This is a genomic window from Corynebacterium sp. ACRQP (assembly GCF_022345915.1).
Classification (GTDB): Bacteria; Actinomycetota; Actinomycetes; order Mycobacteriales; family Mycobacteriaceae; genus Corynebacterium; species Corynebacterium lehmanniae.
In genome coordinates this window covers 1-14,028 of the sequence record NZ_JAKRMZ010000026.1, presented here as the reverse complement: position 1 = coordinate 14,028, position 14,028 = coordinate 1, and the positions used below count along the sequence as shown (strand labels likewise).

Annotated in this window: 16 protein-coding genes; 7 read left to right on the top strand and 9 right to left on the bottom strand. The window is 62.9% G+C overall.

Going from position 1 to position 14,028, the window contains the following annotated elements; all coding sequences use genetic code 11:
• The first annotated feature begins 84 nt into the window (after positions 1-84).
• Positions 85-357, top strand: a complete 273-nt coding sequence (locus MHY23_RS10115; RefSeq protein WP_239307446.1) for a hypothetical protein — start codon at positions 85-87, stop codon at positions 355-357.
• On the opposite strand, the gene MHY23_RS10110 is transcribed toward MHY23_RS10115, so the two are convergent.
• Entirely contained in the window at positions 354-1,271 is a 918-nt protein-coding gene (locus tag MHY23_RS10110) for a Ppx/GppA phosphatase family protein (protein WP_239307445.1), read from the bottom strand. The two genes, MHY23_RS10115 and MHY23_RS10110, sit on opposite strands and share 4 nt — an antisense overlap.
• Positions 1,268-1,831, bottom strand: a complete 564-nt coding sequence (locus tag MHY23_RS10105; RefSeq protein WP_239307444.1) for a DUF501 domain-containing protein — start codon at positions 1,829-1,831, stop codon at positions 1,268-1,270. Before MHY23_RS10105 ends, MHY23_RS10110 begins: the two co-directional genes overlap by 4 nt.
• 160 nt (positions 1,832-1,991) lie before the next feature.
• On the opposite strand from MHY23_RS10105, the gene MHY23_RS10100 reads away from it, so the two are divergent.
• Complete coding sequence (locus MHY23_RS10100) at positions 1,992-2,771, top strand: hypothetical protein (RefSeq protein WP_239307443.1); 780 nt, start codon at positions 1,992-1,994, stop codon at positions 2,769-2,771.
• 5 nt (positions 2,772-2,776) lie between these two features.
• On the opposite strand, the gene MHY23_RS10095 is transcribed toward MHY23_RS10100, so the two are convergent.
• The 5 genes from MHY23_RS10095 to MHY23_RS10075 form a co-directional block, all read right to left on the bottom strand.
• The gene (locus MHY23_RS10095; RefSeq protein ID WP_239307442.1) at positions 2,777-3,403 is read right to left on the bottom strand and encodes a septum formation initiator family protein; all 627 of its coding nucleotides are present in this window, start codon (positions 3,401-3,403) and stop codon (positions 2,777-2,779) included.
• 24 nt (positions 3,404-3,427) lie between these two features.
• Positions 3,428-5,092: an SWIM zinc finger family protein gene (locus MHY23_RS10090; RefSeq protein WP_239307441.1), complete on the bottom strand. Its 1,665-nt coding sequence runs from the start codon at positions 5,090-5,092 to the stop codon at positions 3,428-3,430.
• Between the two features lie 175 nt (positions 5,093-5,267).
• Positions 5,268-6,086 carry a type IV toxin-antitoxin system AbiEi family antitoxin domain-containing protein gene (locus MHY23_RS10085; RefSeq protein WP_239307440.1) on the bottom strand — a complete coding sequence of 273 codons (819 nt, stop codon included), beginning with the start codon at positions 6,084-6,086 and terminating at the stop codon, positions 5,268-5,270.
• Between the two features lie 159 nt (positions 6,087-6,245).
• On the bottom strand, positions 6,246-7,520 hold the full coding sequence (gene eno, locus MHY23_RS10080) for a phosphopyruvate hydratase (RefSeq protein WP_239307439.1): 1,275 nt from the start codon (positions 7,518-7,520) through the stop codon (positions 6,246-6,248).
• 60 nt (positions 7,521-7,580) lie between these two features.
• On the bottom strand, positions 7,581-8,387 hold the full coding sequence (locus MHY23_RS10075) for a lytic transglycosylase domain-containing protein (RefSeq protein ID WP_239307438.1): 807 nt from the start codon (positions 8,385-8,387) through the stop codon (positions 7,581-7,583).
• 136 nt (positions 8,388-8,523) lie between these two features.
• Here MHY23_RS10075 and MHY23_RS10070 point away from each other — a divergent pair, with 136 nt between their 5' ends.
• A complete protein-coding gene (locus tag MHY23_RS10070; RefSeq protein ID WP_239307437.1) occupies positions 8,524-8,940 on the top strand; it encodes a hypothetical protein in 417 nt (138 codons plus the stop codon).
• A gap of 13 nt (positions 8,941-8,953) precedes the next feature.
• On the opposite strand, the gene MHY23_RS10065 is transcribed toward MHY23_RS10070, so the two are convergent.
• Positions 8,954-9,559 (bottom strand): MazG nucleotide pyrophosphohydrolase domain-containing protein, encoded by a 606-nt coding sequence (locus MHY23_RS10065; protein ID WP_239307436.1) that lies wholly within the window; start codon positions 9,557-9,559, stop codon positions 8,954-8,956.
• A 34-nt stretch (positions 9,560-9,593) separates the two neighbouring features.
• Between MHY23_RS10065 and MHY23_RS10060 the strand changes: the two genes are divergently transcribed.
• Together MHY23_RS10060 and MHY23_RS10055 are read left to right on the top strand one after the other, a co-directional pair.
• Positions 9,594-10,241 carry a hypothetical protein gene (locus tag MHY23_RS10060; RefSeq protein ID WP_239307435.1) on the top strand — a complete coding sequence of 216 codons (648 nt, stop codon included), beginning with the start codon at positions 9,594-9,596 and terminating at the stop codon, positions 10,239-10,241.
• A 175-nt stretch (positions 10,242-10,416) separates the two neighbouring features.
• On the top strand, positions 10,417-10,806 hold the full coding sequence (locus MHY23_RS10055; protein ID WP_239307434.1) for a hypothetical protein: 390 nt from the start codon (positions 10,417-10,419) through the stop codon (positions 10,804-10,806).
• A 465-nt stretch (positions 10,807-11,271) separates the two neighbouring features.
• On the opposite strand, the gene MHY23_RS10050 is transcribed toward MHY23_RS10055, so the two are convergent.
• Positions 11,272-11,775: a DUF3800 domain-containing protein gene (locus MHY23_RS10050; protein ID WP_370645849.1), complete on the bottom strand. Its 504-nt coding sequence runs from the start codon at positions 11,773-11,775 to the stop codon at positions 11,272-11,274.
• A 228-nt stretch (positions 11,776-12,003) separates the two neighbouring features.
• Here MHY23_RS10050 and istA point away from each other — a divergent pair, with 228 nt between their 5' ends.
• Both istA and MHY23_RS10040 read left to right on the top strand, forming a co-directional pair.
• A complete protein-coding gene (gene istA, locus MHY23_RS10045; protein WP_239307432.1) occupies positions 12,004-13,647 on the top strand; it encodes an IS21 family transposase in 1,644 nt (547 codons plus the stop codon).
• The coding region (locus tag MHY23_RS10040; protein WP_239307431.1) for an ATP-binding protein at positions 13,644-14,028 on the top strand (385 nt) is incomplete at its 3' end. The genes istA and MHY23_RS10040, both read left to right, overlap by 4 nt.

The window sequence follows — 14,028 nt, the reverse complement described above, 5'->3', positions numbered from 1 at the left end:
TCTCTACAACTTAGTACAGCACAGTGATCATTGGGACCCAAGGGCAACCACCCCGTCCCTCCTTTCCGCTGTACCCTGACAACCATGTACCAATACGTTGTCGGGGCCGCCGCCGGGTATGTGCTCGGCACGAAAGCCGGCCGGAAGCGCTACCACCAGATCGTCAACGCCGCGCAGGCCGTCGCTAATTCGCCGGTGACCAAGCAGGTCACTGCTTCTGCTCGCCGGGCTATCGCTAACAAGATCGATCCGGAGCCGCGCATGCGGGAGGTCAAGGACCTCCGCAAGGGCAAGAAGCTCCGTGGCGGTTCGTCTAAGGAGATCGAGGACACGATCTACGAGCCGGACCAGGATTAGGCCAGCCCGGCAACAATCCCGTCGAGGATATCTTTTTCGCTGATGATGAAGCTAGTAGCGCCAGCTTCGCGTTCGTAGGTGTCCATGAGCTGCTCCACCACGGTGGAACCGGAGCCGATCACGTCGGCACGGCCGGGGTGGACCACCGGGTTCTCACGACGTTGCACTGCGGTCTTCACGCGCAGGTCCGCGGTCACCTTGCGCAGCCGGTCGAAGGGGATCTCCGACATGTGGATGCGCTCAGGGTCGTAGGATTCCAGCCCCTGCGCTAGCGCGGAGAGAGTGGTGAAGGTACCGGCGCAGCCGACGAATGTTCGCGCATCTGCAAAAGGGACGGTGGACGCGGCGTCAGCGATCTTCGCGTCGATGAATACACGCGCCTCAGCAGCCTCCTCCGCTGTGGGCGGGTCGGTGCGCATGATGCGCTCGGTGATGCGCACACACCCCATTTGGGTGGAGACGGCATGGCCCTCCATGACGAACTCGGTGGAGCCGCCGCCGAGATCAATCACGCAGAACGGGCCGCAGGCGGGGTCAATATCCGCCGTCGCACCGGCGAACGACAGCGCCGCCTCCTCCTCGCCGGTGATCACCTCGGCGACTGCGCCCGGCTGGATCTGGCCGAGCAGCTCCCGGGTCATGGCGAAGAAGTCCTCACGGTTTGCGGCGTCGCGGGTGGCGGAGGTGGCCACCATGCGCACGCGGGTGACGTTCTCGCGCTGCATCTCCTCGACATAGTCGGCAAGGGCCACGCGGGTTCGCTCGATGGCCTCTGGGGCGAATTGACCGGTCTCGTCGACACCCTGCCCAAGACGGACGATGGTGTTGCGGCGGGAGACCTCGCCGGTGTCCGTGTCGTGGATGAGTAGGCGGATGGAGTTTGTGCCGCAGTCCACGGCAGCCACGCGCGTCATGCCAGCCCCTCCCCTGCTTCGGCGGGGGTGATGCCGAGGTCGTCGAGCGTAGGCCAGTCGGCCGGAATCGCGGTTCCGCGAAGGTCACCGTGCTCGGCGGCCAGAGCCACTGCCTCGGTGCCGAAGCGGACGCGCTCTGGTCCTTCCGCAAGCGCGTAAGCGATGAGCACGTGGAGGCACTTCACGCGCTCCGGCATGCCGCCGCCAGAGAAGTTGGTGCCCAGGTCCTCGATGGCGTTGCGTTCGGCGAGGAAATGCTCGTGGGCGGCGAGGTAGTCGGCGCGCAGGTCTTCACCCTCATCGCTGTCGGCGTTGAGGCGGTTTTCCATCCACTTCATCACCTGCGCGACCTCGAGGCGGGAGGCCTCGGCTGTTAGGCGGGGGTCGGTGAGGTAGTAGAGGGTGGGAAATGGGGTGCCGTCGTCAAGCTTGGGCGCGGTCTTCACCACTGCCGGCTGGTTGTCCGGGGTGGTGTACGCGATGGCGAGCACGCCACGCGGGGTGCGGCCGAGCTGCTCGGCAACGATGGCGAGTTGTTCGTCAGTGGGAGGAGTGTGCATGCGGGCATTATCTCATGGTGGTTGGCGGCAGTGGCGTCTGCAGGCGAGCACTAGAATCTTCAATCAGGCAGAACCGCGAGAGGGAGCAACGACAGTGCAACGCCAGAGAGACTTGACCCGCTATATAAGCAACAAAGTTCCCCTCATTCACCATCGATCCGTGCAGTCATTTCTCCAAACGGATCTGAACTCCGGCATCCACGAGATCCGCTACGGTAGCGGCACGTTGGATTTAATGCTGGAGAAAGCGCCTAGTAAAAACCTATTGGTCATCTTTCATGCAGCAGCTGGGCCTTCGCATACAACACCTATTTTCACGGGTAGACGAATAGCCCAGAGCGCAGATGCGTCCAGACTTTTTGTATCGGATCCTTCGCTTGATCTAGGGGTGCGAATTGGGTGGTTTGCGGGCGACGAAGACCGACCGCTCCAGATCGATTTACCGTGCTTGATTCAACACGCCGCGTCGAGCACCGGCGCCGAGCGCATCATATTTTTCGGTCCTTCCGCAGGTGGGTTCGCCTCGCTCTATTACTCGCATGTGTTTCCTAACTCACTGAGCGTGGCTGTTAACCCCCAGACTGCGATTTCCCGGTACTACGGTCATTTGACAGAGTCTTATTATTCCGCAGCCTGGCCGCACGAAGAACAGCGGCTGGGGCTCGTAGACGACATTGTTCCGCTCTATAAAGATGAGTCCACGAACTATGTCGTCTACATGCAAAACTCGCAGGATGATTTTCACATAGAGCACCATTTACGCCCGTGGGAAGAAGCCACCTCAAACAGTCTCGGCAGCAGCTGGTTTCTCCTCAGCGATGACTGGGGCGACGGCCACACACCACCACCAGCATTTTTCCTGGAGTCGGTTCTCCAATATGCAACGACTTTCGAAGGAGGATGGGACGACCTCATTGAGTCGCTAAAGGAGGAATTCTAGACCGCCTACTGGGCCGGTTCCTGGGTGTCAGGCGCCGGCGCTTCGGGCGCGCCAGACTCGGGCACAGGCCCCTCCGGAGCCGGAACTTCCGGCGCAGGCCCCGCGGGTGCGGGGGCGGGCGGAGCGTCGTCGATAGGCGGAAGCTCCTCCCCCGGGACCTCGCGCAGGGAATCCCACATCACTTGCGGCCAGGAGCGGGTGTCGGGGATGTCGTCCTTGCCGGTGGTGATTGCCTCGGGGGCGGTCATGCGGGGGTCGATGATGCGCCAGGCGGTCTCGCCCTCTTCCATCACGCCGAGGCGGCGGCGGGCTTCCTGTTTGAGGAAGGCGTCGTCGTCGTACATGGCGATGTCGTCCTCAAGTGCCTTTTTCTGGGCTTCCAGGCGGGCGATGGACTCGTTGGCGCGGGCGATCTCGGCGCGGCCCTCGTAGGAGTTGCGAAGCGGAGCCGCGATGGCCAGCAGCACGAGGATCAGCACGGCGATGAGGATGACCACGCTGGCCATGTCCTGCTTCGGAAATGCGATGGCCCGGCCGCGCTGCTTGCGGCGCGCGGCGCGCTCGGCGTTTTCCCGGTCGCGGCTGGCAACGGGGACCGTGCTGGGGCGGCGGGTGCGGGAGCGCTTCGTCATAATCAGCAGATGATACGCCAGGGGCTAGATGCGCTCGAGGATCTCGCGGATTGCGGCGCGGCCGGCGTAGCGGGCGCGCAGGTCCTCCACCAGCTCGTTGAAGCGGTCCTGCGCGTTCGCGTCGTCGGCGACGAACTTGCGGATGTCCTTCAGTTCCGCCTCCAGGCGCTTGTAGCTGGGCAGGTCGCCCGCGGCGGCGAAGTGCTCTGCCAAGCGGAACATCAGCTCGGTGCCGCGGGCGCGGTCCACGTTCACGCCGATGGCGGTGCCCATCTCAAAGATCAGCTCCGGGTCCAGCTCGTCCGGGCGCGGGTGCTCGGTGGCCACACGGTAGCCCAGCTCAAAGTCGTCGAAGTGCTCGGCGTAGAGCAGCTTGAGGTTGCCCTGGATCCAGCTCGGGGCGGCGTCGATGACCTCTTGGGCCATGGCGGGGGTGGCGCCGTCTTCGGCCAGCAGCTCGCGGAAACCCCGACCCGGGTGGGATGTGGCAAAGGCGGTGCGGAACTTGAGTAAGGCACCAGGGCCGAAGTAGCGGTCCAGGCGAGCTGTCAGCGCCTCCATGGAGACGCCGGTGCCGCCAAGGCCCAGGCGTTTCCTGCTCACGCGCTCCTTCATGGCGGCTTCGAGCAGGTCGCGGGCGTCATCGTCGCGGGCGCGTTCCTCAAAAAAGGCGAGCAGTTCGTCGCCGGAGAGCATCTGCTCGAGTGCGAGGTCGTCGCCGCGCAGGCGAGCGATGCCCTCGCGCAGGTACTGCAGGGCGTCGTCGTAGCGGCCGAAGGCGTCCTGCGTGTCCTGCTTGTCCAGGCGGCGCTCCAACTCATCGACGGCCGGGATGTCCAGCCAGTCGGCGTAGTCGGCCAGGTCGGGTTCGCCGAAGCCGGTTTCGTCGAAGACCAGGTTGGAGATCCACTCCACCACCTCCCCCGGCGTCGGCGGGGCCTGCCGGTAGGCGGCGAGGTGGAGGATGATGGCGGTGCGGTAGGCGTCGGCGAGCGAGCCGTAGGCGTCGTCAGTGCGCAGCAGCATCTGCCCGATGCCCTCGGTGGCGGCCTCCAGCGGGCGCACCAGTTGCGCGCCCCAGCCGCGGTCGATGCAGGTGGAGCAGATGTCCAGCAGCGCGAACCACTCCTGCGCCACCTCCGCGGTCAAGCGCGCGGACCAGCCGGGGTTCTTGCGGCTCAGGCGGTCCACCCGTTTGGCGATTCGCCTACCGACGGCCTCCGGTCCCCCACCGTGCTCCGCCGCCCCAACCTCCAGCACGAGGTCCACATTCGGCTGCGCCACGCGCAGGTTGCGCACCAGCTGCACCAGCTGGTCGTGGCGCAGGTTGGCCACGTATTCGTCGATCTCGTCGTCGAACACGGCCTCCGCCGCGGCCGCCGCCTGGACGTTGGGGGTGAAGACCTTGCCGCGCTCGCTGATCAGCTTCAGCGCGGTGGCAACCGCGTGGCGACACCACTCGTGCTCGATCGCGCAGTCGCACTCGGCCTGCAAGTCCGCGCCGCTGAGTAGGAGCCACACGTGGTACTCGTGCGGCGCGGTGACCGTGGAGCGCACCACGTTGTCGGTGCGCTCGGTGATCTCCACACGCTGCGGGTCGATCTTCTGCCCGCGGTCAAAACTCGCGTGGTCGGTGCGCTCCGCGAGGTAGTCCACGGTCAGCTGGTCAAACATAGTACGAATCGTCACTTGATCAACTGTACGTGTTTTCGCCCCACCGCTGCTTAATCACTGGACAGCGCCGGATCCAACCCCTCAGACACATACGGCATCGCTGCTGAAAATGATGCTGCGTCGCAAAAGCTGACATTTCGGCGATTTTCGGTGTGCGTTTGCCCAGGTGGGAGATGTGCGTCGTTAACTTTTACGAACACACGCCTTGAGTCCGCTGCTTTGCCATCTGCTCTAGCTGCTTCCGGAGTGGTTCTATTGCTATTTCGATTTGGTTGTTAATCAACTGCAATACGCTGTCATCGAGACCCATTTCTCCCGCATCTTGTGCGGTGTGAACCAGTCGTTTGCGAAGTTCATCGATGTCCTCCACGGAAGACGCCTCGGCGCTGAGCTCGGAGACAAGCTGCATGCCGGTTTTCGCCCCGTAGGAACGAGCTGCTGGCTCCAGTTGCTCGGCGAGGTCATCGATGCGTACGTTCCCCTTCCGCAGGGCGTCCGCAACGATGTCAGCCAGGTATCCCCTTTCGACCTTTTGTTCAGCCAGGTCACCTACCGTCCTGGCAACGCTTGTCACTGGCAGACCGTCTACTGAGACGATGTCTGCCTCTGCAAGCTCCCGGCGCGTGTAGATGCGGATCCCCTGCTGCCGCGTCTGCTTCGTCCCACTGGTTGAAAAAGTGAACTTTGACGGAATCAAACGCCCAATGCCGTGGATGCGCGCTGCAGACTCGTGGGAGACCACGACCGGCTGCTCATCCTCCCAGCGTTCGTCGATGAACTTCTTTGGTTCAAGAGACAGCCATGCAGCACGAATCTCATCCTGCGGCCCAGCCTGATGAGAGGGCAGCAGGTACACGCCGTGCCGCGCTCGATCAAGGTCGCCCTTCTCGGCCAATCGCGACAGTTGCAGCCTTTCCACGCCTTCCCGGCCAGCCTGTGCCGTAGTCACGATCCCCCACTGGTCAGAGGCGACCGTTTCCAAGGTCGCGAGCACCTCCGCTTGCTTCATACGCCCCTCCGTCACTTTGTATCGCTTATTGCTGGCGATTGTATCACTCAGAGAGATACAATCGTCAGTCTAGATTGATACAAACGTCAATCGATGCGACCAAAAGGAGGCCCCGCGCCGAAAACGGGTGGGGCCGGAGGTGCGTCGATAAGCAAATGCTTACTTGAAGCGCGGGAACGCGGAGCGGCCCGCGTACTCGGCGGCCGGGCCGAGCTCCTCCTCGATGCGCAGGAGGCGGTTGTACTTGGCCACGCGCTCGGAGCGGGCCGGCGCACCGGTCTTGATCTGGCCGCAGGACAGGGCCACGGCCAGGTCGGCGATGGTGGTGTCCTCGGTCTCGCCGGAGCGGTGCGACATCATGGTGCGGTAGCCGTTGCGGTGGGCCAGCTCCACGGCGTCGAAGGTCTCGGTCAGGGTGCCAATCTGGTTGACCTTGACCAACAGCGCGTTGGCGGCGTTTTTCTCAATGCCCTCGGCCAGGCGCTTCGGGTTGGTGACGAAGAAGTCGTCGCCGACGATCTGCACCTTGTCGCCCAGCTGCTCGGTCAGGGTCACGTAGCCGTCCCAGTCGTTTTCATCCAGCGGGTCCTCGATGGAGACGATCGGGTACTGCTCCACCAGGTCCGCGTAGACCTTGATCATCTCCTCGGCGGAGTGCTTGCCGCCCTCGAAGTTGTAGGCGCCGTCCTCGAAGAACTCGGAGGAGGCGACGTCCAGGGCGAGCGCGACATCGTCGCCAAGCTTGTAGCCTGCCTTCTCAATGGCCTCCACGATCAGGTCCAGGGCCTCCTTGGTGGAGCCGACGGACGGGGCGAAGCCGCCCTCGTCGCCAAGACCCGTGGACAGGTCCTTGGACTTCAGCACGCTCTTGAGCGCGTGGTAGACCTCGGCGCCCATGCGCAGCGCCTCGGTGAACGTCTCCGCACCGATCGGGGCGATCATGAACTCCTGGACGTCCACGCCCGAATCCGCGTGCGCGCCGCCGTTGAGGATGTTCATCATCGGCACCGGCAGCACGTGCGCGTTCGGGCCGCCGATGTAGCGGTACAGCGGCAGCGCAGCCGAATCCGCCGCGGCCTTCGCCACAGCCATGGACACGCCCAAAAGGGCGTTCGCGCCCAGCTTCTTCTTGTTGTCGGTGCCGTCGAGCTCGAGCATAAGCTTATCGACGATCCGCTGGTCGTCCGCCTCAATCCCCGCCAACTCGTCCGCAATGGTCTCGTTGACGTTCTCGACAGCCTTCAGCACACCCTTGCCGGCGTAGCGCTCGTCGCCGTCGCGAAGCTCGTGCGCCTCGTGCTCGCCCGTGGACGCGCCGGACGGCACGCCAGCGCGGCCGTGGGAGCCGTCCGCGAGCAGCGCCTCCACCTCCACAGTCGGGTTGCCGCGGGAATCCAGAATCTCGCGGGCGAAGATGTGCATGATGTCGGCCATGGTGACTCCTTGCGTGGGTCGAGTGCTGTCTTACCGCGTACCAGCTTAGCCCGGGTTTGGCTAGCGGTGTGCCGGCTGGTTCATGGAGTAGTTCGCGGCGGCGTCGCGGACTCTGGCCACGTAGTCGTCGGACTGGTTGTAGGCGAAAATCGCCTGGCGCCAGCCCTCCTCCGTGGCCAAGTCGCGCGTGGCGCCGCCGGAGTTGCACAAAAGGTTGGCGGCGCCGAGGGCGGCGTCGTCGATCTGCTGCGGGTCCGGGTAGCCGTCGCCGTTGGCGTCGCGACCGTAGCGCGCCCACGACTCGGGGATGAACTGCATCGGACCCACGGCGCGGTCGAACTCGGTGTCGTTGTCGAAGGCGCCTTGGTCGGTGTCGGTGACGTGGGCGAAGCCGTCGCCGTCGAGCTTCGGGCCAATGATCGGCGGCTCCGGGTAGCCGTCCTGGTTTAGCTGGGAGTTGTTGAAGTGGCCCGTGTACGTGCCGTGGCGCGTTTCCACCCAGCCGATGCCGGCGAGCGTGTTCCACTGCAGGTTGCAGGCCGGCCAGGACTCTTTGGCGATCAGGGCGGCGTTAGCGTAGGCGCGGATGGCCTGGCCGGGGACGTTGGTGGCGTTGCCGATGTCCTGCGACCAGTCAAAGAGCAGGTCGGAGGTGCGGCCGGGGCCGTGGACGTCGATAGGCGGGGGCGCCTCGGCGGCCGGTGGCGGCATCGTGGTGGGCACCGGCTGCAGCGGCTCGTGGCGCTCTGGGGTGGAAAACGCGGCGATGAGCCACGCCACCAGCGCGACCACCATCACCACCGCGGCGGCCGCGACGAGGACACCCGCGCAGCCGCACCCGCGCGCTACTCGCCTGGCTGCTGACATGACCGGAGAGTGTACCGCGCGGGGCCTTGCGAATGGTGAACGCGCCGGTGGCACATCACTTCCGTCACACCTGTCACTTGTTTAACATGTATGATTCTCCGTGACCTTGTTTCTTCCCCGAAAGGACCCCCTCACAATGCGCCGTATCGCAACCCTTGCCGCCGCTGGCCTGATGGCCGCAGCCGCCATCGCCTCCCCCTCCACCGCCCAGGCTCAGACGCAGTCGCTCGAGCTGATCAAGCTGCTCAACGGCAACATCGCCACCGCCAACTGCGACGCCCTGCGCGTCGGCCTGACCTCCACCAAGATGGTCGGACCCGACACCACCCGCTCCCAGCTGGTTTCCAACGTGAACAACGTCGTGGGCACAGACGCCACGCTGCGCCTCGTGTCCGCGTCCACGGTCGGCGCGCTTGCGGACCGCGCTTTGGAGTGCGGCATCGTCAAACCCGACCCGGCCACCCCGATGGACAAGTTCTTCGAGATGAGCTCCCAGATGTCCTCCCAGGCCAACCTGCCGGAGATCCGCAACTACATCGGCGCGCTGCGCTAATTCAGCTCCGCGGCTAGCGCTTCTCGGCGGCCTTGCCTTCCTCCCACAACCGGTCCTGGGTGGCCTTGTCCACGGGGCCGGTTGAGCCGTCGAAAAGATAGGGCGCGCGGCGGCGCATCTTCTGCACAAACGCGTCGGCCACGTCGCCGAAATCAAACGCGCCGGACTCCTGCGCGATTTCAGCGTGGAACAGGATTTGGAGCAGCAGGTCGGACAGTTCGGACTTTAGGTCGTCGATAGGCAATTGGTGCTCGATTGCCTGCGCGACCTCCTCAGCCTCCTCCCGAAGAAACGGCAGGAGGCTTTCGTGCGTCATCGCCTGCTCCCACTCGCCGCGGCGGCGCGCGGCGTGCATGGTGCGGGTGGCCTGGAATACCGGGTCGTCGAGGCTATCGACTTTTTCTGTTGCGGCGCCCTCCTGCTGCCAGCGCAGGACCTCCGGGTCGTCCGGCTCCGTGGAAATCAGCCAGCTGTCCGTGCCGCCTTCGACGTTGAGGGCCCAGCGGACGTCGACAGGCACCTCAGGCGTGAAGGCGACATCGCCTTGGATGCGGCCGGCGAGGTTCAGGGGGATGAGGGAGGGCCAGCGGGGGTCGAGAAGCAGGACGGTTGCGGTCATGTTGGGCAAGTCTAAGGGCTCTAAGATGGAGCGCATGACTCAGATTGCTGAAGCCCTCGAGACCGTCAAGCCCACCGCGCAGGACGCGCTGGGCGATTCCGTGACCTTCTCCCCCATCCGCTGGAAAACCGGCTGGCCGCACCACCTGCGCCGCGTGCCGCCCTTCCGCGACGACGCCACCGCCTCCATCACCCGCTCCGAAGTATTCGCGTTCGGCGCGGACGTGCGTGAGTCCGGTTTTGCGCGCGAGCAGATCATCGACTTCCTGGGCGCCTGCTTTGCCTACGTTGCCGGCCAGTCCAACCAGGTGATGCAGATGCAGGCGTTCCTGCGGAACAAGGGGAAGGCGTCTCAGCTCTTGGCGGCGGTTCGGAAGCTTGACGGTGTGGGTGCCGTTGACGCTTACGGCGCTTTGGTCGCGACTGGCCTGCCGCCGAAGTTCGCGTCCGCCGTGGCGTACTTCCTAGCCGGGGAGCAGGAGTCGGGTGAGGCTTCGAAGCCGGTGATCATTTGCTCCAACCGCGCTCGTTTGGCCGGGCTGTCTTCTGACGCTGACTGGACCGCCGAGGAGTACGGCGAGTACCTGGCCGCGCTGGCTTTGGCGCGCGACGCTTACGATTCGTCGCTGCAGTTGGACGCCGTCGAGTGGGCACTGCGCGAGTTCGCCCGCCGCTCCGAGTAAGGGGAATATGTGCGATCCGGCGAGCTCAGGGAAAACCTGAATTCGCCGGGTTTTGTTTTTGGTGGTCAGTGGCGGGCATATGGGTCGGTGATCGCTACACGACCGTTCCCAGGCATCGAGAAATTCCCGATCTCGCCGCCCAAAAGATTTATAAGCAGATTGGACTGAAAGAACGATGAACTGTTTTACCGCGACTGTCGAACGTGACTCCGGCTGGTGGGTCGGCCAACTCGATCAAGACCCTGGTGTCATTGTCCAAGCGCGTCGCCTTGATCAGATTGAAGACGAATTCAAAGACGCCCTTGGACTTTTTCCCGAGCTGACCCACGATGCAGAGTCCGCCCAGATCGAACTCGCCATCGGTGGCGAAGCGGAAAAGGCGGCGCTTTCGGCACGAGACGAGCTCGAAGAGCTTCGTCGGCGAGAACACGATCAACTGGGGAAAATCGCCCAGCACGCGAAAGAACTCTCTGAACGCGGTTACAACTACCGTGACATCGCCTACCTTCTGGGCATCAGCTACGGCCGAGTCGGGCAGATTCTCAAACAGCACTCCGCAGCGTGAGGCCAATGAGTGACCCGGCTCCGGGGGTTCGCCCGACCTGCCGCCGCCACCACGCAAACCGGTTACTTACAACCGGCTACCAGCGGTTTTTCTGCATGGTAGCCGGTTGTAGGTAACCGGTTTCCTCATGTGGGCAAGCTCCTTCCGAATGGCCCACCCAACTTTTCGTCCGGCACCACTCGCCCACGGATGTTGTGTTTTTGGAATGTGGCAAATATTTGCCACATTCCAATTTCGGTATACCCGCGCCCCTACCGGTTGCCGCGGAAGGCGCGGTCATTGAGGTCACGGCGGGCCTGCTCGAGCGCGACGAGGTCGGAGAAGAGAGCGTTGTAGGCCTCCTCGTCGTCGGAAGGCCGCATGCGCTGGGCCTTGACCTCACACCCACCCAATCATTATCATTCGAGATAGACCGAGAGGGGCGCTACGTACCCCGTTGCAGCAATGCACTCGGTCTCTTTCCCTTTATCGACTGTCAGTGTCGAACGGGAAAATGAGGTTTGGAGTTCCATCGCTTTTCCACTCCAGCTTTTGTTTCTGTGTGAACTGCATTTCCCAGCCGTGAACTTCTCGGTCTTGGGTAGTCCATGGTGCAGTGCGTGCTGCAGGCATTTGGACAGTGTCCAGGTTGCTGAGAACCTTGAGGCCTCTTCCGATGACCGAGTGCGGGTATCCGTCCGCAGACCTTGCAAATGTTCTTAGATACCCTGGGTCGCCGTGGTTTATATGCCTTGAAAATCCACCGGCCACGAGGTCTGCTATCTGGATGCCAATACTTTCCTCAGACGGCATAAATGCGATGGTGTCGGCGATTCGGTCATATTGAAAAAATGGTGAGCCCTGACGCAAACTTTCGCGAAGGGCTTTGTCTTCCTTTCGCTCTTCGTCCATCAATACGAGCCCGGAAGTTCCATGCTTTTGGCAGTTCAACTGAACTCTCTCCAGCAGGAGCGTCAGCGCTTCCGAAATTGCGCTTTGATCGCCACTTAAGCGCCCTTTGTTAACCCCAACGCAGAGAGCTTCAGCGGACGGAATAGATAAGGCTGCTCGGATGTTGCGACCGGCTAGTTGGTAGCGGTGTGGTGACTTTCGGGTAGCGGTTTAGTGGGTATCCGGTAGCGGGGTTTGCGGTGGCGGGTGATGCTTTCGGGTGGTTGCACCACAGGGGTGTAGCCGGTTACCGGAAGGAGTCCGCTGATGACGGATTACCGGGCGGTGATGAAGCTGCTTGTGCAGCAGCGTTCGTACCGCCAGATTGAACAACAGCTCGGGTGCTCGCACCGCGCGATTTCCCGGTCGAATCAGGTGCTTCGATCCCTTGGGATTCGCACCGTCGACCAGGTTTTGGCGTTGACGGATGATGAGCTCGACGAGTTATTCGTCGATGGGCGCAGCACCGGCCAGGGCGAATTCGTCCCTATCGATTTTGATGCGGTGGTCAAAGCCCGCACGGGGCGTAACAAGCAGACACTGCAAGTGCTGTGGGCACGCTACACCACCACACCTGCTTTACCCGGCCAGCTCCATTACAGCTACGACCGGTTCCGCCAGTTGGTGGCGTCTCATGTCGATGCGGCCGGTTTGACCGCACGCATCACCCATACACCGGGGCACACCATGCAGGTGGATTGGGCAGGCACCAAGATGCGCCTGTTCGACCCTTATGGCGCACCGGGGGTGAAGGTCAGCGTGTTTGTTGCCTCAATGCCGTATTCAGGGATGATTTTTGCCCTCGCATGTCCGGATGAGCGCCAGCATTCCTGGCTTGATGCCCACCACCACGCGTTCGCCTACTTCGGGGGCGTGCCTGAGGTTGTGGTGCCGGATAATGCCTCGACTGCGTCGAACGCGATCAGCGCGGCGGATCGAAACCGCAAGGTCAATGACACCTACGAGCAGTTTTTGGAGCATTACAACACCGCAGCACTGCCCACGAGGTCGAGACGGCCGAAAGACAAAGCCAATGTCGAAGCCGCAGTCAAGATCGTCACCCACAAGGTCATCCACGCACTCGATGGCCACCAGTGCGTCGACCTTGACGAGCTCAACTCGCGCATTCAGCAGCTGGTTGACCAGATCAACCAGGCGGTACCGTTTCGTCACCAGCAGTCAAGCCGCAAAGACATTTTCGATGCGCATGAAAGGCACCTGTTGACAGCGCTTCCCGATACCCCGTGGCAGCGCACCGAGTGGAAACGCGCCAAGATCGCCCCGGATTTCCACATCACCGTAGCTAGCGTGCGGTACTCCGTGCCGCACCAGCTCGTTGGCCGCACTGTCGATGTGCGCATCACCGGGCAAGTGCTCACGGTCTTCGATGGTGGCCGTGCCGTTACAACCCACACGCTTGCCCACACCCGCGGGGCGTATGTCACCGATGCCGACCACATACCGGCGAACATGGATCACACCCAGGGACTGTGGACGAGCGATTACTTCCTGCGCGAAGCCCAAAAGATCGGGCCGGCGACACGCGCAGTCATCGAGGAAATGATCACGGCGAAAGCAATCCCGGCCCAGGCGTACCAATCGTGCAGGAACGTGCTGTCAATGGGCAAACACGCCAACAAGCTCGTGTTGGAAGAAGCATGTAAGCGCCTGCTCTCCTCCGACGGGACCCGCCGGGCGGTGTCCTACACCGCGGTCAAAAACATGATGGCCGCCGTACGCAAAGAAGCCGCAACCCGACCACACGGCTTCGACCAGCCGGCACCGGCCACACCTGGGCATCGGGCCCACGCACCCGCTGCTGCAACACGCGACACCAGCGGCGCCTACCTCGGTGGTGCAGCACAGTTCAGTCTGGACAACCTCATCAAGAAAGGAACCACAACGCCATGACCCCACCGACCCCGCCTCAAGAGCGTTTCCTCGACGAATCCGTCCTCGCGGACTTCACAGCAATGCGCATGACAGCCTTCGGCAAAAGCGTCATCGACATCGCCAACGACCCAACCTTCGATACGTGGACCTTCTCCCAAAAGGTGCTCTACGCACTCGATAAAGAAGTCGCGGCCAGACGCGAACGCCGCATCAACAAACTGCTCAAGGCATCACGATCGCCAAACCCCGATGCCTGCCTCGAAGACGTCGTCTACGCGCCTGACCGCAACATCAACCCAGAACAAGTCAGCCGACTCGCTCACGGACAATGGTGCCACCTGGGCCAAAACATTGTCATCTTGGGCAAATCCTCAGTCGGCAAGACCTACCTCGCCCAAG